This window comes from Humibacter sp., from assembly GCF_051954055.1.
GTDB lineage: Bacteria > Actinomycetota > Actinomycetes > Actinomycetales > Microbacteriaceae > Humibacter.
Genome location: NZ_JBQCIE010000092.1, coordinates 245,342 through 270,397 on the forward strand (window position 1 = coordinate 245,342; position 25,056 = coordinate 270,397).

Sequence of the window (25,056 nt, forward strand, 5' to 3'; positions counted from 1 at the left end):
GTACGGCGGCCCACCGTCACGCGGCTGCGAAGCCGCTGCCCGTCGCTCCGGTGCTGGCTCGCCAGAGCCGGAGCAGCTCGTGCTCGTCGACCAGTTCCGCCGGGCGAATGATCCGGTCGTCGGCGACGTAGTAGAACGCGGCATCCACGAGACCCGGATCGATGCCGCGCCACCGCGAGAAGGCGAGCCGGTACAGCGCCAGCTGGAGCTGTTTGCTCGCGAGGTCGGCGTCATCCTTCGGCGGTTTGCCGGTCTTCCAGTCGACGATCTCGTAGCGGCCATCGTTCTCGTAGACGGCGTCGATCTTGCAGATCACGAGGTGGCCGTCGAACGGCAAGTGGATCTCGCGCTCGACCTCCACGGGCTGCCGGTCCGCCCATGGCGATGACTCGAACGTGCGCTGCAGCGCGGCCAGCCGTTCCCGTTCCGCTCGGTCGGCGGAGAGCTCGCCGTCCTCGTCTCCACTCGGCGTGACCGTTGCGTCGTCGAGCTCGGTGGCGAACGCATCGATCACCTCGGTACCGCCGGTGACGCCCGCACGGCGTTCCACCCAGGCGTGAAACAGGGTGCCCAGTCGGGTGGCACGGTACGGCCGGTCCGGCATCGGTCGGCGAAGCTCCTCCGCCACCTCGGCGGGCGCGTCGATGTAGTCCTTGAAGCGGGATGCCGGCACGCGCGTCGGCACAACCACGTCACCGGATGCCCGCAGCATCCGTTCGCGCTCTCTCAGCAGCAGCTCCACGTCGTGGGTCCACCGTCCCTGGCGCCTCGGATCCGCACTTCGCACCAGTTCGGCGGCACGTTCGACCGCGACCCTACGACCGCCCAGCGGATCGACCGGCCACCTGATCGGCTCGGCGCCCTCGCCTAGCGGGTTCTCGTCGTACGTCGACGCCTCCGGCAGCGCGGCGACGATACCGGCGTCGGCCAGCTCGGTCAGGTACCGGCTCGGGCGCCTCGGCTGCTTCTGGGTCGACCAGAACGAGCCGGTCAGCAGAAGGGAGTGCCTGGCGCGCGTCACGGCCACATAGGCGAGCCGCCGCTCCTCGCGTTCGTAGTGCTCTCCAACCTCCTCCTTGAATCGCTGCCGGGCATCCTTCACCTCCTTGCGGGTGGTCGCCTTACGCCAGGCGAAAGACGGCAGCTCGTCGGCATCACCGCGGAACTCCCACGGCAGCCGCCCGAATCCGAGCCACGCGTTGGTGCCCTCGTTCGGCTTCGACGGCAGCTCGTCCTCGACCATTCGCGGTACGACGACGTGGTCCCACTCCAGCCCCTTCGACCCGTGCACGGTGAGGATCTGCACACAACCAGGCTCGGGCTTCTCCGACCTCGGTGCGAGCGAGTCGCGTTGCTCGGCCTCGCGCAGCCAGCCGAGGAATCCGGGCAGCCCCGCCGTCTCGCTGACCGCCAGATAGTCGGCGAGAGCGTCGAAGAAGGCATCCATCGCGCCACGTCCACCGGTGCGGAACTCGTTGGCCGCCAGTTCGATGTCGAGGCCGAGCTCGTGCTCGACGAGGGTGACGAAGTCGAGCAGGTCGAGACCGCTGCGCGCGCGGAGCCGGGCGAACAGCCGGCCGGCGTCGCGCATCCTCGCGAGTCCCACCTCGGAGATGCCCCGCAGCATGCTGTGCCCGTCGGGTGCGTGAACGAGCGCGTCGAGCGCGTCGACGATGGATGCCTGCTCGCTGTCGATCACGCTGGCTCGCATCGCGGCCCGCACGTCAGCATCCAGCCACTGTTGCTTGTAGTCGTGCTCGGCGAGCCAGCGCGCAGCGTCGCGCAGTCCGCGGAGGTCGCGCACGCTGATACGCCACCGACCGCCGGCGAGCAGGCGTACCAGCTCGGATCCGGCGGTGGGATCGTCCACCACGCGCAGTGCGCTGACGAGGTCGGCGATCTCCGGTTCGGCGAGCAGACCGCCCACGCCAAGTACGTGGTACTTCACGCCGTGCTCGCGCAGGGCGGCCGTGAACGCCGCCTGCGTGCCGCGGGAGCGGAACAGCATCGCTGCGCTCGGCACCGTGCGACGTCCCTGTGCGTCGGAGACCGGGCGGCCGGTCGAATCGAGAACCGGCTCCGCGAGCCGCTCCTTCAGCCAAAGGGCGGCCGCATCCGCCTCGTCGGCCACGGTCTCGGCGAACACGGAATCGATCGCTTTGGTGCTCGCCGCGGGTGACGGTGTCAGCACGTCGACCGCAACGCTCGAGCGCGCTGTGAGCGGTTCGACCAGCCGGTTTGCGGCGTCGAGGATCCGGGTGCCGTTGCGCCAGCTCGTGCTGAGCCCGTAGCGCCGAACACGGTCGGTCGGCGACCAGTCGTAACGTCCGCCGTCGCCGCCCACCGGGCCGCCCTGCCTCGTATCCCGCGCGCCGAAGGCTTCCGCGAACTGGTCGAGGTTCGATGCGCTCGCACCGCGCCAGCCGTAGATCGACTGGTGCGGATCGCCGACGGCCATGACGGGACGGCCTGCGAACAGCGTGGACAGCAGCCGAGTCTGTACCACGGACGTGTCCTGGTACTCGTCGAGAAGCACCACACCATGTCGTTCGCGGATGCCCTGTGCAACCTCGTCCGACCGCTCGACGATCTGCAGCGCGAACGCCACCTGATCCGAGTACTCGACGAGTCCACGACGCAGCTTCTCCGCGTCGAATGCCCGCGCCAAATCGAGCAGGAGCGGCAGGTGTCCTACCGCGCGCGCGGGTTCGACGACCTCCTTCTCGTATCCACCCGATCCACCGTTCGGCAGTTCCTCGAGACGGGCGAACTCGCGTGCCATCGCTGCGACGGCGTCCGGGTCGACCGTGTTCTCCCCCACCGCGTGTGCCACCTGCAGCACGGCCCGGGTGACCTGGTCGACGGACTGGTCGAGTTCGTGCAGCCGTGCGTCGCCACTGGAGATCACGACGCTTCGCGCGAGCTGCCAGGCGGATGCCTCGCCCAGCACGGCTCCGTCGCCCTCGCGGCCCAGCAGCAGGGCGTTGTCACGGTAGATGGTGTTCGCGAACGAGTTGTAGGTCGAGACGACGGGCGGGTCGAACTCGTCGGGTTCCTCGATGAGCCCGGCAGCGGCGAGCCGGCCGATGCGGTCGCGGATGCGTTCGCGCAGCTCCCCCGCCGCCTTGCGCGTGAAGGTCAGGCCGAGCACGCGGCCGGGCTCCACGAGACGGTTGGCGAGCAGCCAGAGCACCCGGAACGCCATGGTCTCGGTCTTGCCGCTGCCCGCACCGGCCACGACCAGTGCGGGAGCGAGCGGGGACTCGATCACCGCCCGCTGCTGGTCCGTGGGCCGGTGAGTGCCCAGGGCGTCGGCGATCGCATCCGCCCGCACGAGCTCACTCATCACGCTGTGTTCACTCGCCACAGAGGGCCCCCACTCGGTGCAGGCGGCGCACCGCGAATCCTGGCCGATGCTCGTCGAGTTCGGCTTTGCCTTCGAACTCGGCCACCGCGATCGCCTGCGCCGCCTGGCGGATGCGCTCCCGGAACGCCTCGAGGCCCTCCTCGTCGAGCGCCGCCTGCGCACCCTCCCGATATGACTTGCCCCGCACGCCGTCGCGCACGAAGAGCAGCTTCGCGCCGGCGCCGCGGTGCGGTGCGAACGGCTCGCACAGCTCGTCGAGCTGGCCGGACGCGTAGGCGAGCTGGTAGACGCCGAGCTGCGGCATCTCGGCCAGCTTCGTCGCGTTGGTCTCCGGCTTGCCGGTCTTCAGGTCGACGATGGTGATCCCTCCGGACGGGTCGGCCTCGACCCGGTCGATCTTGCCGTGTACCTGGGCGCGACCGACATCGAGACGGAATCCGGTCTCGGCCGCCACGAGTCGCGCGCCAGAGCGCTCGGCATCCGCGAGATACTCGGCGACGCCCTGCACGAGCCGCCGGACCGCGCGCTTCTCTCGCGCCGCGATCCACGGGGCTTCGAACACGAGTTCGTTCCAGCGCGACTGAACGGCGGCGAACAATGCGTCGACCGCCGGGTCGTCCGCCGTCTCCATCGCCCAGTGGACGATCGTTCCGATGCCCATCGACGTACTCGTCGACGATCCGGCGATGTCATCGAGGAACCAGTCGAGCGGCGATTCCTCGATGGCCTCGATGCGGGACGGCGAGATCGGCACGACTTCGTCGTCGTCGAACAGCGGCGTGGTGCTCGACGGCTCGAGAACCCCTTGCCACTGCGAAGGGTCGGCGCCGGGAACACCGGCAGAAGCGAGCGCAGCCAGCGCGGATGCCGCTTCGCTCCGTGCTGCGCTCATCGCCTCGTCGCGCGTGAGCTCTCTGCGCAGCCGCCCGGTCAGCCCGCGCAGGGTGAGAGCCGGCGCCGAAACATCCACCACAGAGGTTCCTCTTGGCGCGAGGCCGAACAGCACGCTCGGCGATTCGTCATCGTCGGACGCCGCCGCGAGCACGACCTGCCTGCTGGCCCGCGAGACGGCGACGGCGAACATCCGCAACTCGTCGGCGGCGACCTGCTTCCGGGCGTCGAGCACGGCGTCCTGCTCCCCCGCGGCCGCCCTGAGCAGTGCGTCCGTGTTGAGCAGCGTGCCACGCACGCGCAGGTCGGGCCAGACGCCCTCCTGGAGGCCGGCGACGACGACCACGTCGAACTCCTGCCCGATCACGCCAGACGGCGTCGACACGAGCACCGACTCGGCGACGCGGGTCGGCGAGAGCGTGTCCTCCGGCACGTCCGCGTCCAGCACGCGCGAGAGGAACACGGAAGGCGGCGAGTCCGGCTCCCGCTCACTGAACCGCTTCGCGGCGGTGAACAGTGCGACCACGCCGTCGAGGTTGCGATTCGCCTCGGATGCCGCCACTCCCGTTCCCGAGGCCGCCTGCCGCCACTGCGCGCCGCGTCCGGTGCGTTCCCACACCGTCCACAACAGCTCCTCGATTCCCGCGCCGGCAACGGATGCCTCGCGAACGGCATCCAGGATGCGCGCGAGCCTGTCCGCGTCGCGGGCGATGCGATGGTCGATGGTGGCGAGGCGTCCAGGCGCTTCCATCGCCTCGACGAGGAGTTCGTCGGCGGCGCGCGAGCCGCCGGACGCCACCTCCTCGGTGCGGAGAGCTACCCGCAAACGCCGCACCGCCAGCCGGTCGAGACGCCCGAACGGGCCGAGCAGCATGGCGGTCACGCTCTCGACATCGAGAGGCGACCGGCCGATCCCGTGATCGACGATGTCGAGCAGTGCCCTGGCCGCAGGATCGTCGCGAAGGGCCGTCGCCGCACTCGTCGTGCGCACCGGCACTTCGGCCACGGCGAGGGCTCTCGCCACGCCGTCGATCAGCGCGCCGGAGCGCACCACAACGGCCAGCCTCGACCAGGGCACGTCGTTCATGAGGTGCCGCTCGCGGAGCACGCGCGCCACGGCCGCCCACTCTCGTGCCGGCGTCGGCGCCTCGATCGTGAGCAACGGGTCCAGCGAGTCGTCGGCAGCTCTGGCAGGCAGCGCGCCGCGATGCCCCACCACTCCCGCCGTGCCCACTCGCTCGGTGACCCTGCGTGTGAGGTCGCGCAGCACGGGCGGCTGCCGGTGTGCTACGCGCAGAAGGTGAGTGGGCATCCCTGCGGCGAACCGGCCCACCACGTCGGCCGAACCGCCGCGGAAGACGCTCGTGGAGGCGTCCGGATCGCCGAACGCCACCACCGTCACGCCCCGCGAACGGAGCGCGTCGATCAGCGCCACCCCCAGCTCCGTCGCCTCCTGCAGGTCATCGACCGCCACGAGCCGCAGTCGCGCTACGGCGTCACTGACCTCCCCGCGTTCCAGCGCCGCGATCGCGAAACGCGCCAGTTCGGCCGAGTCGAGTTGGTCAGGTCGTGCCTGCGCGATGGAAGCCAGATAGTCGTCGATGAAGTCGGCAGTCGCGATCCACTCCGGGTGGCCGCGCTCCCGGCCGAGCTCGCGCATCCGCTCCGGCGTCACGCCGTGCTCCGTCGCTCGTGCCATCAGCTCGCGCAACTCGGTGCGGAACGAGCGCAGCCCCCGCACCGCCTCGCCCAGGTGTTCCGGCCACTCGGGTCCGGCCGCCGCTCCGGCACCGGTCGAGTCCTCGATGTGACCGGCCAGCAAGGCGGCCACGTCGGCGTCCTGCTCCGCCCCGGTGAGCAGCGTCGGCGGCTCCGACCCTGCGCGGATTGCTGCCTGCGCCACGATGTCGAACGCGAGTGACGACACGGTCCGTGCGAGAGGACCGTTCACCGCCTCACCGATCCGCAGCCCGAGCCGGTCGCGCAGCCGCGTCGCACTCGCACGATCGAACGTGAGAGCGAGCACCGACTCGGGGGCGAAACCGCAGCGATGCACCCGATCGGCGAGCAGTTCGACGAGCGTCGTCGTCTTGCCGGTGCCGGGCGCTCCGATGACGACGGCGGATGCCCGAACATCCATTCCGAGCACCGCACGCTGCGAGGAGTCGAGGTCGGCAGCGCTCGCAACGATCGGGCTCTGGTGCATCACGCTTTTCACGTTAGGAGACGCCCCCGACATCGGATTGAAGCCCTGCCGTGGATGCTCGCATCCATGGCAGGGCCGATTGAGTGATGCGGTCCCGGGCCCCTTCGAGACCACCTGAGAGCGGAGTCCGACCGACTCGCGATCTCGACGATCACCGTCTCGGAACTCGCATACGGTGCCGAGAAATCGGCGGATGCGAACGCGAACAGGCGCGCCGTCGGGCATTTTCTCGCGCTCGCCAGAGTGCTGCCGTTCGACGCATCCGCCGCACAGCACGCTGGCGAGATCCGCGCGCGGCTCGCCGCCGAAACCCCCATCGGCGGCTACGACGTACTGATCGCCGGGCACGCACGCTCCGCCGGATTGACGGTCGTGACGAGCAATACCCGCGAGTTCGAGCGCGTCCCTGGCCTGGAGGTAGTCGACTGGACGCGCTGACGAGCAGCGCAATGGTCTCGACCCCGAGACGATCACCCAACACCGTTCTGCCGACAGTGAACTGCGCGGAACGCGTCGTGCGGCTGCCGTAGTGTGACTGACACCGCGAACACAAGTCGAAAGGCATCTGAGGTGGAAATTCGCATCGGCATCGTCAACGCACCCCGTGAGCTGAGCTTCGAGTCGACCCAGTCGGCGGCAGAGGTCGAGGCGGCGGTGAGCGCGGCGCTCGGCAGCGACGCGAGCACGCTCGAGCTGCGGGACGAGCACGGCAGCCTCTTCATCGTGCCGACCGCCGGAATCGCCTACGTGCAGATCGGCAGCGAGGAGTCCCGCCGGGTCGGCTTCGTCGCGTAGTCTCTACCCGCAATGGAGCTTCTGTTCATCACGCTGGGCGGCGCCATCATCGGCCTGATCGCCCGCTATGCCCTCCCCTACCGGCACGCACACGGCAGCGTGCTCGTGCCGGCGTTCGGCGCGGGCTTCGCCGCCGCTCTCTGGGTGGCACTCACCTGGGTGGGCCTCAAGTGGAATGGCGGCTGGATCTGGTGGATCACGCTCATCGCCACCGCGGTGCTCACGGTCGCCGTCGACCTGCTGCTGGGTGCGCTGCGCACCAAGGGCGACGAACGACGCCTGCACCGCCTGACCAGATCGGGCGTATCGTCAGCGGGAGCCTGACGTGAGCGAGGCACATCTGCCCCAAGACGAGAAGGATGCCACCGACTCGGTCCCCGGCGCCGAGTTGCGCACCGAAGGCATCCCGAACCTCCGGGACGTCGGCGGGTACCGCACCGAGGACGGCAGGATGGTTCGGCTCGGCCTGATCTTCCGATCGACCGCTCTGGACCGGGCAACGGCATCCGACCTCGAACTCCTGGAACACCTCGAGCTGCAGACGGTCTTCGACCTGCGGACCACAACGGAGCGCACGCAAGACCCTGATCGGGTTCCTTCCGGTGCCTCAGAGGTCGACCTCGACGTGCTCGCGGACTCACCGGGGTCTGCAGCGGCGCGCATCCCCGAAGTGTTCGCGCATCCCGACGAGGCGAGCCACCTTCTCGCGAAGACCGACATCCCCGCGATCTTCGAGGAGATCTACCGCGGCCTGGTCTCGCTGCCGAGCGCGCGGTCGTCGTACCGCACGCTGTTCCTCGAACTGTCGCGAGAGTCGAACCTGCCCGCGCTCTACCACTGCACGACCGGAAAGGATCGCACCGGCTGGGCCACCGCGGCGCTCCTGCTCCTGCTCGGCGTGCCGGAGGAGGCGGTCTTCCACGACTACCTGCTCAGCAACAAGTACCTGCGCCACGCCTTGAAGCCCTTGCTCGACTCGTTCTCCGAACGCGGCGGCAAACCCGATCTGCTGCGGCCCATCCTGCGTGTCGAATCGGAATACCTGCAGGCCGCGTTGGATGAGATGCACGAGAAGTACGGCACCATCCAGGGCTACTTCACCGATGGGCTCGGCCTCGGGCATGACGTGCAGCAGCGACTGCGCGACCGTCTGATGGTTTGAGGGCCGTCAGGCTGTGAGCCCCAGAGCGTCCATGCGGCGCGTGTGGGCGCCGATGATCTCGGTGAACACCGGATCGATGCGCTCCTCATCCGAGCGCTGATTGCCCGACAGCTTCAGCGCGGAGCGGGCGACGAGCAGCGTGTCGCCGACGAGCCTCCTGCCCCACATGGCCAGTCGGGAGCCCAGCGTGGCGTCCGCCTGGATCTCCAGTTCGAGGATGCCCGCCAGCTGCTCCGTGCTGCTCTGCGCGCCGAGCAGGCTCGCCGCGCGCGGTCCGACGTCGCCGGGAAGCCCCTGGGCCAGGCGCATGAAGAAGTCGCTGAGCAGACCGTCGGTCACGTACACGGCGAGCAGCGTCTCCTGCCAGTCGCGGCCGATCGTGATCGCCTGGAACCCGTCGATCGCGAGGGCGAACGGCGCCATCACGTCCGCCGGCTCGGCCTCGTGCCTGCGGATCTCGGCGACCACCGACTGATGCTTGCTGAGCGCAGCGCCGGCCGCCAGCGAGATGGTCTCCTTGCTCGTCAGCGACGGCACCTTCTGCACGACACCGGAGAGCGTCTCGAACGCCTGTAACTGCAGGTAGGCGACCTGGCCCAGGTATGGCAGCAGGTCGGGCGCGATCTCGTGCAGGTCCACTCGCATGCCCGCGACCTGTTCGCGTCGCGGCTTGAGCTTCGGCGCATCGACGGGCGCCGTCCTGCGCGCGAACCAGGGTGTCACGAAACCCAAGTGTAGGGGGCGAGGGTGCTCACATTCCTGCTCCATCGACCCCTCAGTCGCCGGTAGTCGCGCTTCGCGCTCGACCGGCTCCATCGCTTCGGCAGAGCGAGCGAGCTCGCTCTGCTCTCAGCTCAGTCGCCGGTAGACTGATCGGGCCGCCGGCGCAGGATCGACGGCCACCGTGCCCTTTGAAGACGTGACGACCCGTGCGGGCGCGGCCACGCGGATCGGCCTCGATCCGCCTCATCACCTTCGACAGGCAGACAACACATGACGTTTTCCGATCTGAACATCGATGCCGACATGGTGCAGGCACTCGCCGCACAGGGCATCACCGAACCGTTCCCCATTCAGCAGCAGACCATTCCGCTGGCGCTCTCCGGCCAGGACATCATCGGCCAGGCCAAGACCGGCACCGGTAAGACCTTCGGCTTCGGGCTCCCGCTCATCCAGCGACTCGGACCCGACCCCGCTCCCGGCGTGCAGGCGCTCATCGTGGCGCCGACTCGAGAGCTCGCCATCCAGGTGGCCGAAGACCTCGAGCTGGCAACGTCGGGGCGCTCGACAACGATCGCGTCGATCTACGGCGGCAAGGCATACGAAGGCCAGATCGAGCAGATCAAGGCTGGTGCGCAGATCGTGGTCGGTACGCCCGGCCGCCTGCTCGACCTCGCCGGGCAGCGCCTCCTCGACCTCTCGCGCGTTCGCGAGATGGTGCTCGACGAAGCGGACCGGATGCTCGACCTCGGCTTCCTGCCCGACGTCGAGAAGCTCTTCTCCCTCACTCCCGCCACCCGGCACACCATGCTGTTCTCGGCGACCATGCCGGCGCCGATCGTGGCGCTGGCGCGCCGGTTCATGACTCGTCCGATCCACATCAGGGCGTCCGACCCCGACGAGGGGCTGACGCAGGCGAACATCAAGCACGTCATCTACCGAGCGCACGCGCTCGACAAAGACGAGGTGATCGCGCGCATCCTGCAGGCAGAGGGTCGCGGCAAGACGGTGATCTTCACGCGCACGAAGCGTGCGGCGGCGAAGCTCGTCGAGGAGCTCAATGACCGTGGGTTCAACGCGGCCGCCGTGCACGGCGACCTCAGCCAGGAGCAGCGTGAGCGCGCCATGAACGCGTTCCGCGCGGGCAAGCGCGACGTGCTGATCGCGACGGATGTCGCCGCCCGGGGCATCGACGTCATCGACGTCACCCACGTGATCAATCACACGATCCCGGAGGACGAGAAGGCGTACCTGCACCGCGTCGGCCGCACCGGCCGCGCCGGCAAGGAGGGAACGGCCGTCACCTTCGTCGACTGGGATGACCTGCACAAGTGGGCGCTCATCAACCGCGCTCTCGAGTTCGGACAGCCGGAACCTACCGAGACGTACTCGTCGTCCCCGCACCTGTACAGCGATCTCGGAATCCCTGAGGGCGCCAAGGGCCGCCTCAAGCCCACGCCTGCGCTGAAGGGCGAGCGCGCTCGTGCACACGCCGAAGCGAGCGGCGAAGGTCAGGCATCCGGGTCAGGAGCCCGGTCCCGCAGTCGCCGCCGCACGAAGAGCGGATCAGGCGCCCAGACGGCTGTCGCGGCGGATGCCCCGGCGAGCGCCGAGAAGGTCGCCACCGGCACGCACGACGGCCAGGGTCACCAGCACCACGACGGGAACAGCGCTCAGCGCCGTCGTCGCCGTCGGCGTCGTCCGGCCGGCGGCGCCCCCGCCGCGTAGCGGGACGTGCGTTCGGCCGGCGGCGCCCCCGCCGCGTAGCGGGACGTGCGTTACCGACCGCCGAGACGGCGGTCGGCGCTGGCGTCGCGGCGGAGGCCAGAAATGGCCTCCGCTCCTAGCTCCAGCGCGCGCGCCAGGTACGCGGACTCGGCGAGGATGCGCTCCAGCGCCTCGGGCGAGGTCGTGTACTCCCCCAGGCGGTTGGGTTTGCCCGCACCGTGGTAGTCGCTCGAGCCGGTGAGCACGAGCCCGTAGCGGTCGGCGAGGTCGCGCAGCGCCACTTTGCCGTCGTCGGTGTTCTCCCGGTGGTCCAGTTCGAGGCCGGCGAGCCCGGCGTCGATGAGCCGCTGCAGGTAGAAGTCCTGAATGATGCCGTCGCGACCCCTGGTCGCGGGATGCGCAAGCACCGGAACGCCGCCTGCACCACGGATCAGCCGCACGCCGTCGAGCGGCGTCGGCGCGTAGATCGGCTCGTAGTAGCCGCCGCGCGGGTGAAGCAGGGTCGCGAAGGCTGCGGACCGGTCGGGCACGACACCCCTGGAGACGAGCGCATCCGCGATGTGCGGGCGACCGACTGTCGCACCCGGTGCGGTGTGGGCGACGACATCGTCCCAACTCAGGTCGTAGTCGAGGCCTAAACGCGCGACCATCGTCTCCGCGCGGCTCCGACGTCCCTCCCTGATCCGCTCCAGCTCCGCCGTCAGCGGCTCGTCGGCCGGGTCGAAGAGATACGCGAGCATGTGCACGCTCTTCCACCCGTATCTGGTGGAGAGCTCCATGCCGGGAATGAAGGTGATGCCGACATCGGATGCCGCCTCCGCGGCATCCGCCCATCCCGCGGTCGAGTCGTGGTCGGTGAGTGCCACGGTGCCAAGACCTGCGCCGGCCGCCGCCCGCACCAGCTCGTCGGGCGACTCGGTGCCGTCGGAGACGCTGGAGTGCGTGTGCAGATCGATCGGGGCCCGGAAATCCCGTGGGTCGTCGGCCATCCCACCATCGTATTGCGACGGCGCCGCTCACCCCGCAGGTGCGGGCATCCGTCATGTCGAGCGCCCGAATGCAGAGGGCCGAGCGCGCTCGGTCGCACGCGAGAGAATGGACGCATGTCCGACACCGCCACCTCCTCGACCGAAGCCGCTGCGACCACCGGAGCGCCGGCATCCTCAGCCACGGATGCCCCGAAGCCGCGCGCCACGCAGAATCGCTCGACCACGCCGGCGTCCTCGGCGTTCGCCGAGTACATCGGCTCTGGGTGGGCGGATCGTGACGAGACGGTTCCGGAGCCTCGGGATGCCGTGGCCTCCGCCGCCGCGCATCGGCAGGCGATCTCGGACAGGCATCCCGGGCAGCGGCTCATCGTTCCGGCCGGGCGCCTGAAGCAGCGCTCGAACGACACCGACTACCCGTTCCGTGCGCACTCCGCGTTCACACAGCTGACCGGCTGGGGTTCGGATGCCGAGCCCGGCAGCGTCCTCGTGCTCGAGCCGACGGGGAACGGGCACGAGGCGACGCTGTTCTTCCGGGAGCGCGCGGGACGCGACTCAGACGAGTTCTACGCCAACCCCGAGATCGGCGAGTTCTGGATCGGTCCGCGTCCGTCGCTCACGCAGGTCGCCGGCGATCTCGCACTGCCGACCCGGCACATCTCCGAGCTCCGCCAGGTGCTCGACACGCTCGACGAGTCGACGCTCGTCGTCCGCGAGGCGGATCCCGAGCTCACGGCCGAGATCGACAGCCTCCGCCTCGTGCAGCTGGACGACCACAACGCCGACGCGACGGCCGAAGACACGGACGCCGAGCTCGCGCGCGATCTTTCGGAGCTGCGGCTCACGAAGAACGACTGGGAGGTCGCCGAACTGCGCGCGGCCGTCGCGGCCACGGCCTCCGGTTTCGACGACATCGTGCGTGAACTCCCCCGCGTCGCCGAGCACGATCGCGGCGAGCGCATCATCGAGGGCGTGTTCAACGCGAGGGCGCGCCTGGACGGCAACGCGGTCGGCTACGACACGATCGCTGCATCAGGGCCCCACGCGTGCATCCTGCACTGGACGCGCAACAACGGGCCGGTGCGCCCGGGCGACCTGGTGCTCATCGACGCGGGCGTCGAGGTCGACAGCCTGTTCACGGCCGACATCACGCGCACCCTCCCGGTGAGCGGCATGTTCACGCCGACGCAGCGACTGGTGTACGAGGCGGTGCGCGAGGCAGCGGATGCCGCGTACGCGATCGTGCGCCCGGGCATCCGTTTCCGCGAGGTGCACGCCATCGCCATGGAGGTGATCGCCCGACGCGTCGCCGAGTGGGGCATGCTCCCCGTCTCCGCCGAGGAGGCGCTGCAGGCCGACCAGCAGCAGCACCGCCGCTACATGGTGCACGGCACGAGCCATCACCTCGGGCTGGACGTGCACGACTGCGCTCAGGCCCGCCGCGACTTCTACATCGACGGCGAGGTGCGCGCCGGCATGACGTTCACGATCGAACCGGGGCTGTACTTCCAGCCGGACGACCTCACCGTTCCCGAGGAGTTCCGCGGCATCGGCGTGCGCATCGAAGACGACATCCTGGTCACCGAGACCGGAGCCGAGAACCTCTCGATCGCCATCCCGCGCACGGCCGACGACGTCGAGGCCTGGATCGCGCGACTGCGCTAGGCCTTACCGTCAGCGCTGCTCGTCCCGCGGCGGCTCGCCCGCTCGCTCGCCGTACCGCGGCGGCTCTCCGGTGCGCTCGCCGTACCGCGGCGGCGCGCCGTCCTGCAACGAGTCGTCGCCCGAGTCTTCGCCGTGGTCCCGGCCGACGGGAGGCGCAGCGGGCGGCGGATCCGACGGATGCTCGCCAGGGGGCGCGAAGGCCGGCCCGGCACCGTGGCCGACCGGAGCGGATCCGCTGCCGACGCCTCCAGGACCGAGGAGGTTCCGTGCCCGATTCGCCAGCTCGGGATCGACGATGATCGAGTAGCTCGTGGCCAGCACCTGTGTCAGCGACGTGTAGTCGCGGCGACGACGCGTGATCGCGAAGGAGACGAGGCCGAAAAGGATGCCGAACCCGGCACCCAGCAGAAGCGCCGCCAGCAGCACGCCGAAGCTCGTGGCCGGGCTGAAGATGAGCAGCAGCAGACCGAGGAAGATCCCCAGCCACACACCGGACGCCGCACCCGCTGCGGCCACCCGACCCCAGGTGAGCTTGCCGGTGACCCGCTCGACCGTCTTGAGGTCGCTGCCCACGATGGACACCTGTGCGACCGGGAAATCCGACCTCGCCAGAACGTCCACCGCGCCCTGCGCCTCCGGGTACGTCTCGAACGTCGCGACCACCTCGCCTCGCGGCACCGTCGGCTGCACCCCACGCTGACGCCCGCCCAACGGGCCCTGGCTGCTCATGCGGCCATTGTTTCATGCTCCCCTTGCGGCGCTCAGTTGGCTCAGCGAGCTAGGCCTATCGCGGCTTCGCCACTCAAAGACTCAATCGGCTCGGAGCCGCGAGCGAGCTCGCGCCACCGACCCTCAATCGCCCGTAAGGTTTACATGTGAGTGCAGCACGCGTCTTCGTGGCCCGGTTGGCCGGGTGCACGGTCTTCGACCCAGCGGGTGACCGCGTGGGCAAGGTACGCGACGTGCTCGTGGTCTATCGCAAGAGCGATCCGCCGCGCGTCGTGGGACTCGTTGTCGAGATCCCCGGTAAACGTCGCGTGTTCGTCTCCATCGGCCGTGTGACCAGTATCGGCGCCGGCCAGATCATCACGACCGGGCTCATCAACGTGCGCCGTTTCGAGCAACGTGGCGGTGAGGTGCGGGTTATCGCGGAGATCCTCGGCCGCACCGTCGACTTCCGCGACGGCTCCGGACCGGCCACCATCGAGGACGTCGCGATTGAGCAGTCGGCGCCCGCGGAGTGGTCGATCTCGCAGCTCTTCGTCCGCCGCCCGAAGACGAGCGCGTCGCCGTTTGCGAAGGGTGCTACCGCTTTCGTCACCTGGGGCGACGTGCGTGAGCGTCCGGCCAAGGGCGAGCCGCAGTCCGCCGAGCAGCTGATCGCCACCTACTCCGAGCTGAAGCCCGCCGACCTGGCGAACACGCTCCTCGACCTCCCCGAGCAGCGCCGACTCGAGGTGGCTGGCGAACTGCCCGATGACCGTCTCGCCGACGTTCTCGAGGAGATGCCGGAGAGCGATCAGTTGGAGATCCTTTCCAGCCTCGACGACAACCGGGCCGCCGACGTGCTCGACCAGATGCAGCCGGACGACGCGGCCGACCTCGTCGGACTGCTGCCGAGTGAGCGCGGCGAGCACTTGCTCGGGCTGATGGAGCCAGAAGAGGCCGACGACGTTCGCATGCTGCTCAGCTACGAGCCGGACACCGCGGGCGGTCTCATGACGACCGAGCCGATCATCCTCTCCGCCGACGCCACCGTCGCCGAGGGGCTCGCGCTCATCCGCAAGCAGGAGCTCGCCCCCGCGCTCGGCGCCGCCGTCTGCATCACGCTGCCGCCGTATGAGCCGCCGACCGGCCGTTTCCTCGGCCTCGTGCACTTCCAGCGGATGCTCCGCTACCCGCCGCACGAGCGGCTCGGCACTATCATCGACCAGACCCTGGAACCGGTCACCGCGAACACCTCGGCGGCCGAGGTCTCGCGCATCCTGGCCAGTTACAACCTGGTCTCGGTGCCCGTCGTCGACGACAACTACCGACTCGTCGGGGTGGTGACCATTGACGACATCCTCGACTTCCTGTTGCCCGACGACTGGCGAAGTCACGACGAAGACGACGAGCTGCCCTCCGGGCAGCGTTCGGCGGCGAACGTCCGCCCACGTAACAGCACGGGAAAGAGGGTGAGCAATGGCACGCGCTGACAAGGCCGTAGCACGACTGGACGCCCCGAAGGGCCTGCGATCTCCCATGCTGCGCCTGGGCGGGGGCGGCGGGCGAGACACCTTCGGCCGATTCTCCGAAGCGTTCGCGCGGGCGATGGGCACCTCCGCCTTCCTGATCGGCATGACCATCTTCGTCACGGTGTGGCTGGTCTGGAACATCGCCATGCCACGGCCGTGGCAGTTCGATCCGGCGGCGACGAACTTCACGCTGCTGACCCTGATGCTCTCTCTGCAGGCGTCATACGCAGCGCCGCTCATCCTGTTGGCGCAGAACCGGCAGGATGACCGCGACCGGGTGCAGATCGAGCAGGACAGGCAGCGCGCGGAGCGCAACCTCGCGGACACGGAGTACCTGGCGCGTGAGGTGGTCGCCCTGCGGCTCGCGGTGAAGGACATGGCGTCGAAGGACTTCATCCGTGCCGAGCTGCGCGCCCTGCTGGAGGAGCTCGAACGCGACCGCGACGAGCGGGGCGAGCAGGCGGAGCCGGCGGGCGAGGCCGCCGGCGTTCCTGTGCCCCGTCGCGCGGCACGCGACGAGCCGGCACGTGGCTGACCCTGCCGACGGCGTGCGTTCCGCGCTCGCGCGCGTCATCGATCCGGAGATCCGGCGGCCGATCACCGAGCTGGGCATGGTCGACGCGGTGTCCGTGGATGCCGCGGGGCGGGCATCCGTCGGCATCAAGCTGACCATCGTCGGATGCCCCGCCGCCGACACGATCGAACGGGACGTCCGCGAGGCGGTCGCCGCGGCCCCGGGCGTGGCCTCGGTCGATCTGACGATCTCCGTCATGACTCCCGCCGAACGCGCGGCGCTCACCGAGCGGCTGCGCGGGGCACGCGGCCGCACCAACCCGTTCACGCCGGACTCGCTGACCCGGGTGTACGCGGTGACGAGCGGCAAGGGCGGCGTCGGCAAATCGACCGTCACGGCCAACCTCGCGGTCGCACTGGCTCAGCGCGGGCTTCGCGTGGGAGTCGTGGATGCCGACGTGTACGGATTCTCGATACCGGGCATCCTCGGACTCGTGCACGACGGAATCACGCAGCAGCCGACCCGGGTGGACGACATGATCCTGCCGCCCGTGGCGTTCGGCGTGAAGACCATCTCGATCGGCATGTTCCTTGACCCGGCGCGCGGGCAGGGCGCCTCGACCGCCGTGGCGTGGCGCGGACCGATGCTGCACCGCACGATCTCGCAGTTCCTCACCGACGTGTACTTCGGCGACCTCGACATGCTGCTGCTCGACCTGCCGCCGGGCACCGGCGACGTCGCGATCTCGGTCGGGCAGCTTCTGCCGGGCGCTGACGTGATCGTCGTGACGACACCGCAACCGGCCGCGGCCGATGTCGCCGTCCGCAGCGGCGTCGTGGCGAAGCAGACGGGCCAGAACGTGTTCGGCGTGATCGAGAACATGGCGGGACTCCCTCAACCCGACGGCACGGTGCTCGAACTGTTCGGCTCCGGGGGCGGGGCCGAGGCGGCCGCCCGGCTGTCCGAGGCGACCGAGCACGATGTGCCGCTGCTGGCATCCGTTCCGCTCAGCGTCGCGCTCCGACAGGGTGGCGACGCCGGGGAGCCGATCGTGGTCGCCGACCCCGCAGACCCCGCAGCCGTCGCGATCTCCTCCGTCGCGGATCGCATCGCGGCGCGTCCACGCGGCCTGGCCGGCCGTTCGCTGAACCCGCGCCCGCGCTGACGCGCGGGACCGCCATCGTCAGGTGGCTTCGCTGTCGTACGGAGGCAGCGCTCCGTCATCCAGTCGAGTGGATTTGGGCGGCCTGCTCAGCGTGGGCGCCGGCTCATCCTCGAGCAGGGCATCACGGATGATGCGGCGCGGGTCGTACTGCCTGGGATCGAGTTTTCGCCAGTCGACGTCGTCGAATTCCGGCCCCAGTTCCTCGCGCATCTTCTCGGTCGCGTTGGTGGCCATGTTTCTCAGATTGCGCGCCCACTGCCCGAGCATGGCGGCGTATTTCGGCAACCGGTTGGGCCCGATGAGAAACACGGCGATCACCGCGATGATCACCAGTTTCTCCATGGTCAAACCGAACACCCGTAAAGAGTAACCCGAGCGGCTGCACACCGGCTGCGTCATCAGCATCTCGTTATGCACCACGGGGCGAGCAGCGGGGCTCCTGGCCGCAGTGGCCGTAGTCTTGAGGCCGAGGAAGGAGCCTGCGTGTCTCATCACGATCAGAGCTGGAAGTTCGCGAACGACATCGTCGCCGAACCGGAGTCGATTCAGGCGGCGAGGGCGCAGTCCCTCGAACTCGGCATCGAACCCGTCGCACCGGCTATCGGTGCGCAGTCCGCCGTCATCGCCGCGGCGTCCAAGGCCACCAGCATCCTCGAGGTGGGCACCGGTGTCGGCGTCTCCGGCCTCTGGCTGCTGCGGGGCGGATCCTCGGCGACGCTCACCTCGATCGACGTCGAGCCCGATCACCTGCACAGCGCGAGGTCCAACTTCACCGAGGCGGGCATCCAACCAGCGCGCGTTCGGCTGATCACGGGTCGTGCCCGCGACGTGCTTCCGCGGATGAACGAGAACGCGTACGACATCGTTTTCGTCGACGCGGATCCCGCAGGCGCCATCGAGTACGTCGAGCACGCCCTGCGGCTGGCGCGTCCTGGTGGCACCGTTCTGGTGGCGCACGCCCTGTGGAAGGGCCGGGTCGCCGATCCCGCTCAGCGGGACGAGGTGACGACCGGGTTCCGTACCCTCGTCACCGAGATCGCCGCGTCACCCGCGGTCGTCAGCGCGCTGAGCACGGTAGGCGACGGCTTGTTGCAGCTCACCAAGCTCGGCGACTGAGCCGGCGCCGAACGCCGTAAGACGAACGAGAGCGGATGCCCTGCGGCATCCGCTCTCGTTCGTGTGGTGCTTTGTTACGCGTAGCGTCAGCTGCCCGAGATGACCGCGCCGAGCACGTCGTGAAGCTCCTGAGCCTCGGCGTCATTGACCGAGACGACGAGCCGGCCTCCACCTTCAAGGGGGACGCGCACGATGATGAGGCGCCCCTCCTTCACAGCCTCCATGGGTCCGTCTCCGGTTCTCGGCTTCATGGCCGCCATGTAGCTCCCCTTTCGTGGATGTCTCTCCATTATCCGACATCTGATGATCTGCTGGGAAATCGCGTCACGGCGGAGACCAGTCGAGACCGTCGACGCCCCAGCACACGAGCAGCCATCCCCACTGCAGTGCGAGGCAGAGAACGACGATCACGACGCGGTACGTTCTGCTCTTCGGCTGGGCGATCGCGCCGGCCAGCGGCGACATCGGCGCGAGGAGCCGGAACGTGCTGGACTGCGGAAAGAACACGGCGAGCAGGTACAGCGCGTACGCCACCGACCAGAAGCGGAGGTCGACGCCGAGCCTGCGCACCGAGGGGGCGAACATCCAGATGCCGAACAGGGCAAGGACGGTCACGAGCGTGATGTAGCCCAGCCACGGCGAGGTCTGCAGGAACAGGCCGAACCACCAGTCCGCCGCCTGAATCCACGGCGCGAACGGCACCAGGTGCACGTGCCCGATGTAGTCCGCGCGCCACGACAGCTCGGTCGCGGTGTAGGCATCCGGAACGCCGGTGACGAGGCCGGCAATGGCTGGCCACGCGATCCCCGACACCCCGGCGACGAGCATCACGACGATGGATGCCACCCGCTCGCGCACCGGGAATTCGTCGCGCCGCCGCACCACCCAGCGGTACACCACGTGGAGGCCCATCGCGAGAGCGAAGGCGAGCCCGCTCGGTCGGGTGAAGGCCATCACGAGCACGGGTGCGAGCATCCACCAGTACCTGCGCTTCAGCAGCAGGTACAGCGCGAGCATGAGGAAGAACAGGTACATCGACTCGGCGTACGCGAGCTGGAAGAGCGGCGAGGTGGGACCGGCGCAGAAGATCACGGTCGCGAACAGACTCGTCGATCCCGGCAGACGCAGGGCCATCAGCCGGTAGAACACGAGGGCCGCGCCGAGCCCGAAGCCGAACGAGACGAGCACCGCGGCGGGCGACCAGGGCAGGAAAGTGACGGTCATCACCGCGCGCACCAGGAACGGGTACGCGGGCAGGAACGCCCACGCGTTCTGCTGCACGGTGCCGTCCGCGCCGATCGGAAGAGACTTCGGGTACCCGGCCTCCGCGACGATGTCGTACCAGCGGCCGTCCCAGATGGACGCGTAGTCGAAGTACCCGGGATGCGCGCCCGTCCACGGGTTGGCGCCCTGCACGCTGGCCAGCACGACAAGCATCACGGTGCTCGCCAGCCGCGCCAGCAGGTACACCACGATGACCTTCACCCACCACGGGGTGAGGCGATAGCGCAGACGGAGGCTAGCAGGCAGCACGGTTCGTCTCGTCGCCCGGTAGCCGATGTCGGTGTCCGTCACCGCGTTGTCATCACTGCGCCGTGAGCCAGCGGCGCAGGCCTTGCTCGCAGGCGACGATCTCCGACAGCGCGACACGCTCGTCGTCCGCGTGCGCCTTCAACGGGTCGCCAGGGCCGTAGTTGACGGCCGGGATGCCCAGCGCGGCGAACCGTGCGACGTCCGTCCAGCCGTACTTCGGCCTGGCGGTCGCCCCCACCGCGGAGAGGAACTCCTGGGCGAACGGCGTATCGAGGCCAGGCCGGGCGCCCTCGGCGAGGTCGACGACCGTGACATGGTGCTCACCGAACAGGTCCCGCACGATCTGCACGGCCTCCTCGCCCGACCTGCTGGGCGCGAACCGGTAGTTCACGTGCACGACGCACTCGTCGGGAATGACATTCGTCGCCACTCCCCCGCTGATCAGCACGGCGTTCAGTGCCTCGCGGTACACCAGCCCGTCCACGCGGACCTCCCGCGGCGTGTAGCGGGCGAGGGTCTCCAGGATCGGCGCCGCCTTGTGGATCGCGTTGTCGCCGACCCAGGGTCTGGCCGCGTGCGCGCGCAGCCCTGTCGTGCGCACGTCGACGCGGAGCGTCCCGTTGCAGCCGCCCTCGACCTCACCGCCGCTGGGCTCGCCGAGGATCGCGAAGTCCGCCTCGAGCAGATCGGGACGCTCGGCCGAGAGCCGCCGGAGCCCGTTCAGGTCGGAGGAGACCTCCTCATTGTCGTACCAGAGCCAGGTGATGTCGTAGCGCGGGTCGACGAGCTGCGGCGCGAGCGACAGCTGCACGGCGACGCCCGCCTTCATGTCGACCGTGCCGCGCCCCCACAGGTAGTCCACGCCGACGAGCGTCTCGAACCGGGTGGGCAGGTTGTCGTTCACGGGAACCGTGTCGATGTGGCCGGCGATGGCGACGCGCTTCTCGCGGCCCAGGTGCGTGCGGGCGACCACATTGTTGCCGACGCGGGTCACCTCGAGGTGGCCGAGCGCCCGCACGGCGTGCTCGATGGCGTCCGCCAGTTGCTTCTCGTTCCCGGAGACGGATTCGATGTCGCAGATGGCGCGGGTGAGGTCGACCGGGCCGGCCGTGAGGTCCAGAGGCACCCCACTAATCTAGAGCCATGCCCGCCGCCTCCACCGAAGCCGCCATGCCCGCCGACGCCTCAGCTCCCGAGGCGACTCACGCCTGGGGATACGGCTTGGTCACGGTCGCCGGCGATGGCACCGTTCTGGACACCTGGTACCCGAAGCCGCAGCTCGGCCGCCTGCCTGCCGGCCGCGAGCCGTGGATCGTTCCGGCCGAGCTCGAGGCGGCGACGGGCGAGGATGCGCGCCGCAACGTGCGCGTGGACGCCCGCGCCGTCGAGATCGACTTGAACGCGCCGATCGGCAGCACACCGGATGCCTACCTCCGGCTTCACCTGCTTTCCCACCTCCTGGTCGCCCCCAACGCGATCGTGCTGGACGGCCTCTTCGCGCACCTGCCGATCGTGGCCTGGACGAACGCGGGCCCGATGCACCCGGACGACTACGCGCGTCTGCGTCCGTCGCTGCAACGGGCGGGCATCCAGGCGAGCGGCATCGACAAGTTCCCGAGGCTCCTCGATTACGTCGTGCCCGAGAGGGTGCGGATCGCGGATGCCTCGCGCGTGCGCCTTGGCGCGCACCTCTCCCCCGGCACCACCGTGATGCACGAGGGCTTCGTCAACTACAACGCGGGCACGCTCGGCACCTCGATGATCGAGGGACGCGTCTCGCAGGGCGTCGTCGTCGGTGACGGATCCGACATCGGGGGTGGCGCCTCGATCATGGGTACGCTCTCCGGGGGCGGAACCGAGCGCGTCTCCATCGGTGAGCGCTCGCTGCTCGGCGCCAACAGCGGCATCGGCATCTTGATCGGCGACGACTGCGTCGTCGAGGCCGGCCTCTACGTCACCGCGGGCACGAAGGTCGTGGTGGTGGGATCCGCTCCGGATGCGTCTGGCCGCCAGCAGACGGTCAAGGCCGTCGAGCTCTCCGGGGTGCCGAACCTGCTGTTCCGCCGCAACTCGCTGACAGGGGCTGTGGAGGTGCTGCAGCGTCGCGGTGAGGGCATCCGTCTCAACGCGACGCTGCACGCCTAGGGCTTACTCCGGCCCTCGCTCCCGCCCCCGATAGCATGGCCGCTGGAGCAACACGAAGGAGTGATGTGGGCACCGATGCGCCGCGCCTGACCCGAAGGCATCCGATCTGGCGGTTTCTGGGCATACTGCTCGCCATCGTCGTGACGCTGGCCGTCGTCGTCGGCGTGCTCGGTTTCTGGACCGTCACCCGCTCGTTCCCGCAGACCACCGGCAGCCTCTCGATCCCGGGCCTGAAGGCTCGGGTCGAGGTGCGACGCGACGATGCGGGCATCCCGCAGATCACGGCATCCAACACGCACGACCTGTTCCTTGCAGAGGGCTACGTGCACGCTCAGGACCGGTTCTGGGAGATGGACTTCCGCCGGCACGTCACAGCAGGGCGCCTCAGCGAACTCTTCGGCAAGAGCCAGATCGGCACGGACGAGTTCATCCGCACGCTCGGCTGGCGGCGCGTAGCGGAGCAGGAGGTGAAGAACCTCGATCCCACCTCGCTCTCCTACTACCAGGCGTATGCGGACGGCGTGAACGCCTATCTGAAGGACCACAAGGGCGCAGACATCTCGCTCGAGTACGCGGTGTTGGGACTGCAGACGCCCGGCTACACGCCGGAGAAGTGGACGCCGGTCGACTCCGTCTCATGGCTCAAGGCCATGGCGTGGGATCTGCGCTCCAACCTCGAAGACGAGCTCGACCGCGCGCTGCTGGCCACGAAGCTCTCCCCCGACCAGATCGCACAGCTGCATCCGGAGTATCCGTACTCGTCGCATCCGACCATCACGGATGCCGGTGGTGGGGATGCCACGCGCGTCGACCCGACGACCTCCGCGGCGTCGACGGCCGCGCTGCTGGGCTCCGGATCATCCGGGTCGGGCACGAGCGCCGACGCCGCGGCGCACGACATCGCGACACTCGCGTCGAGGGTGCAGGCATCCGCCGCCGACGTTCCAGCCCTGCTCGGGATCAACAGCGATGACATCGGATCCAACTCCTGGGTCGTGGCGGGAGCCCACACCGCGACCGGCAAACCGCTCCTCTCGAACGACCCGCACCTCGGCCCGGCCGCGCCGAGCATCTGGTACCAGGTCGGGCTGCACTGCACTCGCGTGAGCGAATCCTGCCCGTTCGACGTCGCGGGCTTCAGCTTCTCAGGGCTTCCGGGGGTCGTGATCGGACACAACGGCCACATCGCGTGGGGGTTCACCAATCTCGGCCCCGATGTCACCGACCTCTACCTGGAGAAGCTGAGCGGCAAGGGCTACGAGTACGACGGCCAGGTGCTGCCGTTCACCACGCGCAAGGAGACCATCAAGGTCGCAGGCGGCAAGCCGGTGACCATCACGGTGCGATCGACGGTCCACGGTCCGATCGTGTCGGGAGGCGACTACGACACGATCGTGAAGAGCCACGAGAAGCCGTCAGGCGACACTCCAGGCGGCAAGTACGCGCTGTCGCTGGAATGGACGGCGCTCACGCCGGGCACGACGGCCGAGTCGATCTTCACCCTCGACAGGGCCACCGACTGGCAGGGCTTCCGCGACGCCGCCCGGCAGTTCGACGTGCCGGCGCAGAACCTGCTCTACGCCGACACCGAGGGGAACATCGGCTACCAGGCGCCTGGGATGATCCCGATCCGCAAGCAGGGCGACGGCACGACCATCACGCCCGGCTGGTCGAGCGCGTACGGCTGGAGCGGCTACATCCCGTTCGAGCAGCTCCCCAGCGTGTACAACCCGCCCAAGGGGTTCATCGTCACGGCGAACAACGCCGCCGTCGGCCCCGACTTCCCGGTGAACCTCACGAAGGACTGGGACGCCGGCTACCGCGCCGACCGCATCACGGCCGACCTCGAGAAGCTGATCGGCTCAGGCAAGAAGATCACCACGGCCGACCTGTCCAAGATCGACGCGGACACCTACGACCCCAACGCGGCCGCGCTGGTGCCCATCCTGAAGCGCGTGCAGCTCGACGAGGGAACCCGACGCGCCGTCGACCTGCTCGACCACTGGAACTACCGCGACGACGAAGACAGCGCCGCAGCGGCCTACTTCAACATCTTCTGGCGCAACCTCCTGCACGACGCGTTCGCCCGCAAGCTGCCGGCCGCGGCAGCGCCGGTCGGCGGCGACCGCTGGTTCCAGGTCGTCGACACGCTCGCGACCGACAAGGACTCCTCGTGGTGGGCCGACGAGGGACTAGGGGTGAACGACCGCGACGAGATGTTCGCATACGCGGCCGATCAGGCGTACCACGAGGCGGTGAAGCTCATGGGGCCGGAGATGTCCGATTGGAAATGGGGCGACATCCACACGCTCGAAGTCACCAACCAGAGCTTCGGCGAGTCGGGCATCGCGCCCATCGAGTGGCTGTTCAACCGGGGGCCGTACAAGCTGGGCGGCGCGTCATCGGTGGTGGATGCCGTCGGCTGGGATGCCTCGCAGGGCTACCAGGTGAACTGGGTTCCCTCGATGCGCCAGGTGATCGACCTGAGCGACTTCGACCGCTCCACCTGGATCAACCTCACCGGGGATTCGGGCCACGCGTTCAACCCGCACTACGTGGACCAGACACCGCTGTGGCAGCACAACCAGACCCGCCGATGGGCGTTCAGCCCGGGCGCCGTCGCGAAGTCGACGCAGGACACCCTGACGCTGACCCCGGGCTCGTAGTCCATGCGCGCAGTTCAGGCCGCAGCAGCCCCACACGGCCGCCAGAGCGGCAGAAAACGTTTCCTGTCCTGAACTGGACACAAGGTTCTTGGGCACAAGAGCCTTGTGCAGAGAGCCTTGGGCACAAGAGCGCAAGATCCTGCGGATGCCCCAGTTGAGG

Annotated in this window: 21 protein-coding genes; 12 read left to right on the top strand and 9 right to left on the bottom strand. The window is 69.1% G+C overall.

Translation table 11 applies throughout. The features are described 5' to 3' along the window. Nucleotides 1-16: 16 nt before the first annotated feature. Together ACTHNC_RS11040 and ACTHNC_RS11045 are read right to left on the bottom strand one after the other, a co-directional pair. Nucleotides 17-3,346: an ATP-dependent helicase gene (locus ACTHNC_RS11040; RefSeq protein ID WP_440294644.1), complete on the bottom strand. Its 3,330-nt coding sequence runs from the start codon at nt 3,344-3,346 to the stop codon at nt 17-19. Nucleotides 3,347-3,356: 10 nt separating this feature from the next. Then, nucleotides 3,357-6,464: an ATP-dependent helicase gene (locus ACTHNC_RS11045; protein ID WP_440294714.1), complete on the bottom strand. Its 3,108-nt coding sequence runs from the start codon at nt 6,462-6,464 to the stop codon at nt 3,357-3,359. A gap of 114 nt (nt 6,465-6,578) precedes the next feature. On the opposite strand from ACTHNC_RS11045, the gene ACTHNC_RS11050 reads away from it, so the two are divergent. The 4 genes from ACTHNC_RS11050 (at nt 6,579) to ACTHNC_RS11065 (ending at nt 8,421) form a co-directional block, all read left to right on the top strand. Further along, nucleotides 6,579-6,902 (top strand): PIN domain-containing protein, encoded by a 324-nt coding sequence (locus ACTHNC_RS11050; RefSeq protein WP_440294715.1) that lies wholly within the window; start codon nt 6,579-6,581, stop codon nt 6,900-6,902. 132 nt (nt 6,903-7,034) lie between these two features. After that, the gene (locus tag ACTHNC_RS11055; protein ID WP_440294645.1) at nt 7,035-7,259 is read left to right on the top strand and encodes a DUF3107 domain-containing protein; all 225 of its coding nucleotides are present in this window, start codon (nt 7,035-7,037) and stop codon (nt 7,257-7,259) included. A 12-nt stretch (nt 7,260-7,271) separates the two neighbouring features. After that, nucleotides 7,272-7,583: a hypothetical protein gene (locus tag ACTHNC_RS11060; RefSeq protein ID WP_440294646.1), complete on the top strand. Its 312-nt coding sequence runs from the start codon at nt 7,272-7,274 to the stop codon at nt 7,581-7,583. 1 nt (nt 7,584) lies between these two features. Further along, the gene (locus tag ACTHNC_RS11065) at nt 7,585-8,421 is read left to right on the top strand and encodes a tyrosine-protein phosphatase (RefSeq protein ID WP_440294647.1); all 837 of its coding nucleotides are present in this window, start codon (nt 7,585-7,587) and stop codon (nt 8,419-8,421) included. 6 nt (nt 8,422-8,427) lie between these two features. Here ACTHNC_RS11065 and ACTHNC_RS11070 read toward each other — a convergent pair whose 3' ends face one another. Further along, nucleotides 8,428-9,144: a ferritin-like fold-containing protein gene (locus tag ACTHNC_RS11070; RefSeq protein WP_440294648.1), complete on the bottom strand. Its 717-nt coding sequence runs from the start codon at nt 9,142-9,144 to the stop codon at nt 8,428-8,430. Nucleotides 9,145-9,414: 270 nt separating this feature from the next. On the opposite strand from ACTHNC_RS11070, the gene ACTHNC_RS11075 reads away from it, so the two are divergent. Further along, nucleotides 9,415-10,869, top strand: a complete 1,455-nt coding sequence (locus ACTHNC_RS11075) for a DEAD/DEAH box helicase (protein ID WP_440294649.1) — start codon at nt 9,415-9,417, stop codon at nt 10,867-10,869. A 50-nt stretch (nt 10,870-10,919) separates the two neighbouring features. On the opposite strand, the gene ACTHNC_RS11080 is transcribed toward ACTHNC_RS11075, so the two are convergent. Then, on the bottom strand, nt 10,920-11,858 hold the full coding sequence (locus ACTHNC_RS11080; protein ID WP_440294650.1) for a PHP domain-containing protein: 939 nt from the start codon (nt 11,856-11,858) through the stop codon (nt 10,920-10,922). Nucleotides 11,859-11,972: 114 nt separating this feature from the next. On the opposite strand from ACTHNC_RS11080, the gene ACTHNC_RS11085 reads away from it, so the two are divergent. Beyond that, nucleotides 11,973-13,520 (top strand): aminopeptidase P family protein, encoded by a 1,548-nt coding sequence (locus tag ACTHNC_RS11085; RefSeq protein ID WP_440294651.1) that lies wholly within the window; start codon nt 11,973-11,975, stop codon nt 13,518-13,520. A 9-nt stretch (nt 13,521-13,529) separates the two neighbouring features. Here ACTHNC_RS11085 and ACTHNC_RS11090 read toward each other — a convergent pair whose 3' ends face one another. Further along, nucleotides 13,530-14,249: a general stress protein gene (locus ACTHNC_RS11090; protein WP_440294652.1), complete on the bottom strand. Its 720-nt coding sequence runs from the start codon at nt 14,247-14,249 to the stop codon at nt 13,530-13,532. Between the two features lie 146 nt (nt 14,250-14,395). Between ACTHNC_RS11090 and ACTHNC_RS11095 the strand changes: the two genes are divergently transcribed. From ACTHNC_RS11095 to ACTHNC_RS11105, 3 genes are read left to right on the top strand one after another with little or no spacing between them, the layout of a single operon-like run. Next, nucleotides 14,396-15,718, top strand: coding sequence for a magnesium transporter MgtE N-terminal domain-containing protein (locus ACTHNC_RS11095; protein WP_440294653.1), 1,323 nt, complete (start codon nt 14,396-14,398; stop codon nt 15,716-15,718). Beyond that, complete coding sequence (locus tag ACTHNC_RS11100) at nt 15,705-16,292, top strand: DUF1003 domain-containing protein (RefSeq protein ID WP_440294654.1); 588 nt, start codon at nt 15,705-15,707, stop codon at nt 16,290-16,292. Before ACTHNC_RS11095 ends, ACTHNC_RS11100 begins: the two co-directional genes overlap by 14 nt. After that, nucleotides 16,285-17,436 (top strand): P-loop NTPase, encoded by a 1,152-nt coding sequence (locus ACTHNC_RS11105; protein ID WP_440294655.1) that lies wholly within the window; start codon nt 16,285-16,287, stop codon nt 17,434-17,436. The genes ACTHNC_RS11100 and ACTHNC_RS11105 overlap by 8 nt, the downstream gene beginning before the upstream one ends. A gap of 18 nt (nt 17,437-17,454) precedes the next feature. Here the strand turns inward: ACTHNC_RS11105 and ACTHNC_RS11110 are convergent, their stop codons facing one another. After that, complete coding sequence (locus ACTHNC_RS11110; RefSeq protein ID WP_440294656.1) at nt 17,455-17,835, bottom strand: twin-arginine translocase TatA/TatE family subunit; 381 nt, start codon at nt 17,833-17,835, stop codon at nt 17,455-17,457. Nucleotides 17,836-17,919: 84 nt separating this feature from the next. On the opposite strand from ACTHNC_RS11110, the gene ACTHNC_RS11115 reads away from it, so the two are divergent. Further along, nucleotides 17,920-18,552 (top strand): O-methyltransferase, encoded by a 633-nt coding sequence (locus tag ACTHNC_RS11115; RefSeq protein ID WP_440294657.1) that lies wholly within the window; start codon nt 17,920-17,922, stop codon nt 18,550-18,552. Between the two features lie 86 nt (nt 18,553-18,638). Here the strand turns inward: ACTHNC_RS11115 and ACTHNC_RS11120 are convergent, their stop codons facing one another. The 3 genes from ACTHNC_RS11120 to dapE all read right to left on the bottom strand — a co-directional run bounded on the left by ACTHNC_RS11120 (nt 18,639) and on the right by dapE (nt 21,211). Then, nucleotides 18,639-18,812 carry a DUF3117 domain-containing protein gene (locus tag ACTHNC_RS11120; RefSeq protein WP_440294658.1) on the bottom strand — a complete coding sequence of 58 codons (174 nt, stop codon included), beginning with the start codon at nt 18,810-18,812 and terminating at the stop codon, nt 18,639-18,641. 64 nt (nt 18,813-18,876) lie between these two features. Continuing rightward, nucleotides 18,877-20,127, bottom strand: coding sequence for a hypothetical protein (locus tag ACTHNC_RS11125; protein ID WP_440294659.1), 1,251 nt, complete (start codon nt 20,125-20,127; stop codon nt 18,877-18,879). Between the two features lie 10 nt (nt 20,128-20,137). Next, nucleotides 20,138-21,211 carry a succinyl-diaminopimelate desuccinylase gene (gene dapE, locus ACTHNC_RS11130; protein WP_440294660.1) on the bottom strand — a complete coding sequence of 358 codons (1,074 nt, stop codon included), beginning with the start codon at nt 21,209-21,211 and terminating at the stop codon, nt 20,138-20,140. A 17-nt stretch (nt 21,212-21,228) separates the two neighbouring features. Between dapE and dapD the strand changes: the two genes are divergently transcribed. Both dapD and ACTHNC_RS11140 read left to right on the top strand, forming a co-directional pair. Beyond that, entirely contained in the window at nt 21,229-22,230 is a 1,002-nt protein-coding gene (dapD, locus tag ACTHNC_RS11135) for a 2,3,4,5-tetrahydropyridine-2,6-dicarboxylate N-succinyltransferase (protein WP_440294661.1), read from the top strand. Between the two features lie 65 nt (nt 22,231-22,295). Beyond that, complete coding sequence (locus ACTHNC_RS11140) at nt 22,296-24,896, top strand: penicillin acylase family protein (RefSeq protein WP_440294662.1); 2,601 nt, start codon at nt 22,296-22,298, stop codon at nt 24,894-24,896. Nucleotides 24,897-25,056: the final 160 nt, after the last annotated feature.